Annotated in this window: 1 protein-coding gene; it reads right to left on the reverse strand. The window is 66.9% G+C overall.

The features are described from left to right. Nucleotides 1–259, reverse strand: a 259-nt coding sequence (locus tag HUW62_RS47965; protein ID WP_255204067.1) for a Hint domain-containing protein, incomplete at its 3' end; no start/stop codon positions are given. Nucleotides 260–387 lie beyond the last annotated feature (128 nt).

A 387-nucleotide genomic window follows, 5' to 3' on the forward strand; every position in this document is an offset into this window, starting at 1 on the left:
GCGCGAAGCCTTCAATCATCTCGCCTGGGTTCAGTGCATCCGTGCGAGTCCAGCCACGCTCCACCGTACGCCACCGATGGTCGGGCGTCACCACGAGCACGCGGCCGTCCTCCATGTACAGCCTGGAGCGCGGCGCCTTGTGGCGGCTGACGTGGGTGACTTCGAACACGCCCCCGTCCTTCTCGTGCTCGTGCATGGTGAGCACCCGCATGCCGGGCCGCAGCATCCCAGCGGGCAGCTCCGCACCGTTGCTAAGCATCACCAGTTCCCAGGGCGCCACACACGTTCCATGGTCGCCTCCCCCGTCGTCACCGCCGCTTGAAGGCGTCGAGGCCGGGCCCGTCGCACTGCGAGCCATGTTCGTGTTGTAGGCGTACGGAGGAAAGA

The sequence above is a fragment of the Myxococcus sp. AM011 genome, assembly GCF_013372595.1.
Taxonomy (GTDB): domain Bacteria; phylum Myxococcota; class Myxococcia; order Myxococcales; family Myxococcaceae; genus Myxococcus; species Myxococcus eversor.